This window comes from Nitrospinaceae bacterium, assembly GCA_018669005.1.
Taxonomy (GTDB): Bacteria; UBA8248; UBA8248; order UBA8248; family UBA8248; genus UBA8248.
Window position 1 is genome coordinate 1 of the sequence record JABJAL010000099.1, and the last position, 3,231, is coordinate 3,231.

4 protein-coding genes are annotated in these 3,231 nt (G+C 58.2%); 3 read left to right on the top strand and 1 reads right to left on the bottom strand.

Features of this window, described 5'->3' with window-relative positions; genetic code table 11:
- Nucleotides 1–766: glycine/betaine/sarcosine/D-proline family reductase selenoprotein B (locus tag HOJ95_15995; GenBank protein ID MBT6396200.1), on the top strand; the 766-nt coding region annotated here is incomplete at its 5' end.
- 27 nt (nucleotides 767–793) lie between these two features.
- Nucleotides 794–1,009, top strand: coding sequence for a hypothetical protein (locus HOJ95_16000; GenBank protein MBT6396201.1), 216 nt, complete (start codon nucleotides 794–796; stop codon nucleotides 1,007–1,009).
- Nucleotides 1,010–1,027: 18 nt separating this feature from the next.
- Here the strand turns inward: HOJ95_16000 and HOJ95_16005 are convergent, their stop codons facing one another.
- On the bottom strand, nucleotides 1,028–1,894 hold the full coding sequence (locus tag HOJ95_16005; protein MBT6396202.1) for an oxaloacetate decarboxylase: 867 nt from the start codon (nucleotides 1,892–1,894) through the stop codon (nucleotides 1,028–1,030).
- Between the two features lie 374 nt (nucleotides 1,895–2,268).
- On the opposite strand from HOJ95_16005, the gene HOJ95_16010 reads away from it, so the two are divergent.
- The coding region (locus HOJ95_16010; GenBank protein MBT6396203.1) for an LLM class flavin-dependent oxidoreductase at nucleotides 2,269–3,231 on the top strand (963 nt) is incomplete at its 3' end.

The following is a 3,231-nucleotide window of genomic DNA, read 5'->3' on the forward strand; positions in this document are numbered from 1 at the left end:
CGGGATGATCTCGGGGGCGGTTTGCGCCGCTGTTGAGGCAGAGCTTGGCATTCCGGCGATGACGGGAATGTATGTAGAGAATCCGGGTGTTGATCTGTACCGGGAGGCGCTCTACATCGTCGATTCGGGACTAAGCGCTGCCGAGATGAAGGATGTCATGGAAAAAATCGTGGCTATTGCCCAAAAGCGCCTTAAAGGCGAGCCGATAGGTAAGCCAGCCGAGGCGGGCTATCTGGCCCGGGGGCTGATACTCGATGCGTTTGTCGAAAAAAAGGCGGGCCACCGGCTGGTGGACATGCTGATGGCCAAGGTGGCGGGCGAGCCGTTTGAAACCGAGATGCCAGCATCCACCTATCAGGCAACTCCGATGCCCAAGGCGATTAAAGACATTTCAAAATCAAAGGTCATGGTCATTACCGATGGTGGGCTCGTTCCCAAGGGCAACCCGGACAAGATTGTGGGGATGGCGGCAACGACATGGGGAACCTACGACATCAAGGGCCGGGATCATCTCGAAGGCGAGGACTACGAGATATCGCATGGCGGCTACGACCAGCGGTTTGTCGAGGAGGACCCGAATCGTCTGGTGCCCCTTGACGCCCTGCGCGAGCTTGAAGAAGAAGGGGCCATTGGCGAGCTGCACAACGAGTTCATCTCAACCTCGGGGCTGGGGAATCCGCTGTCGAACACGCGGCGGATGGGCCGGGAGATGGTGGAGAAGGTCAGGGCCGAGGGGGTGGACGCCGTAATCCTCACCTCGACGTGAGGAACCTCCACTCGCAGCGGGGCTGCGATTACAACGGAGCTGGAAAAGGCAGGCATTCCGGTGGTGCAGGTTACCTCGGCGCTGCCCATCGCCAAGATGATTGGCTCGAACCGAACGGTTCTCGGCCACGGCATCGTGCACGTTGCAGGCGATCCGAACCTCTCGCCGGCCGAGGAAAAAAATCTTCGCCGCAAACTCGTCAAGCAGGCAATGGCCGCGCTGGAGAGCGAGGAGAAAGAATAACCTAAGCTTTACAGGGCGCTATTCACTTCCGAGAAATTCCTTTGTCCAGCGATCGATGTCGCCTGCGCGCGTGACCTGCTTTATCAATTCCTTTGAGGGAAGATTTTTCAGATCGCCGGGCTGGGTGCCATCCTTGAGCGCCTTGAGTGTGTCGTGTGCCGCCTGAATTGCCGCCATGATCGGCTGGTGGCCCTGGAGGGCGATGCGGACTCTTTGGCCCGCGAGATAGTCGAGCCCACCGAGCTCAGACGCCCCGCCGCCGATTATTAGCGGCAGTTTGATCGAGGCGGAAATGGCCTCGAGATCTTCACTTGATTTGAGCCCAACCAAAAAGATGGCGTCAACGCCAGCCTTCTCGTAGGCCTGGACTCTTTTAATCGTGTCCTCAACCCCGGAGATGCGCGGTGCGCTGGTTCGTCCGGCAATGACGAGGGAGGGGTCTTGTCTGCCCTCGAGGGCCGCGCGCATTTTCCCCACACCTTCCTCGATAGAGATAAGGCGCGCCGCGCCGCCTGAGCCATAGGGCTCGGGAAGCTCGGTGTCCTCGATGCTCAAGCCGCTGACGCCTGCGGTCTCAAGCTCCTCGACGGTTCGTTTGGTGTTCATCGCGTTTCCGTAGCCGTGATCGGCGTCCACCATCAGCGCGAGATTCCCGGCCCGGCAGATGCGGTAGGCCTGCGCGGCGAATTCAGTGAGCGTGAGGATGATAATATCGGGCGCGCCCAGGACGGTGAGCGAGGCGGTTGAGCCCGCGAACATGCCAATCTCAAACCCTAGATCCTCGGCGATTCTGGCGGTAATGGGATCGTAGACCGACCCGGGATGTATGCATTTGTCGCCGTCGATGATGGCGCGAAAACGCTGGCGTCGCTCGGTCCAATTCATGTGTTTTCCTTTCGTATTTAAATAAATATTATCATATGTGTCTGGGTGGTTTGGCAGATTTAGGTGAGCCCGCCAAAACCAGATGAACTCCCCTGAATCGGATGATCCCGCCAAAACCAGATGATCGAGATATTCGCCTTTCCCGTATCGAATTTGGTCCCCCCCTTTTACCACTCCCTTGAGTCGATTCATAAAGCCCCCCGGATAGGGGCGCGAGGGTCAAACATCGAGAGCCGTTGTGCTAGGATAGACCTATCCTTGAAGCTAGATGGTGGGTGTAAATAGTGGCGGCTGCCCCGTGTTTTAAGACCAGGCATATGCTTGGGTTGCCGGAGTTTTGAGCCGTTTCTTAAAATCCGACGGGAGGGTTAGGGGTGGTGATTGAGTTGAACTGGGCGCTATGCTCCCACCGAGGCGGAGACGGGCATGAGGTGATTCGCGAGACGCCCGAGCGGCCCGCCACGATGGCGTATCTTACCCAAGTGGCTCGTGCGGCAGAGGAGGCGGGATTCGCCAATATCCTGGTGCCAGTCGGAACGCACTGTCTGGACCCCTGGTCCACAGCGGCAAGCATTGCCCCTGGTACCCGGAAAATAAAATTTCTTGTCGCCTTCCGACCGGGGCTGGTTGGTCCTACGATGGCGGCCCAGCAGATAAATACCTTTGACCTCCTGACAGACGGGCGCCTCTCGTTGAACGTTGTCTCGGGCGCAAGCACGGCGGACATGAAGCGCTACGGCTATTACTTTGACCATGATGAGCGCTACGAGCGGAACGAGGAGTATTTCGATATTCTCCGTCTCCTTTGGGCCGAGGAGGGGCCGGTATCTTTCAAGGGTCGTTTTTTTGAGCTTGAGGACGCGACGCTTTTTCCCTCTCGTGAAGGCCGCCGCCCACCTGATCTTTTCCTGGCGGGGATGTCTGAGGCGGGTAGGCGACTTGCCGCGAAGATTGGTGACGCCCATGTGTTCCACGCAGTCGAGCCCGAGGTGGTTGCAAAGGATATAGCCGAAATGAAGGCGTTCTCAAAAACTTTTGAGCGCGAGCGGCCACTTGAGTTCGCCATCCGGCACTTGGTTTGTGTGCGTGAGACCAAGGCCGAGGCGCGGCGGGTGGCGGAGAGCATTGTTGCTGGCAGCGCCGCTGTAAATTCGGACAACTGGGGCTCCGCCTCACGCCGAGAGTCGGTAACGCACCAGCGCGTGACTGATTTAGCGAACCGGGGGGATCTCTGGGTCTCCGACACCATTTACATGGGTGTAAATCGGGTGCGCCAGGGCGCGGGCACGATGTTCGTCGGAACACCAGATATGGTTGCTGCACAAATAAGAGAATAC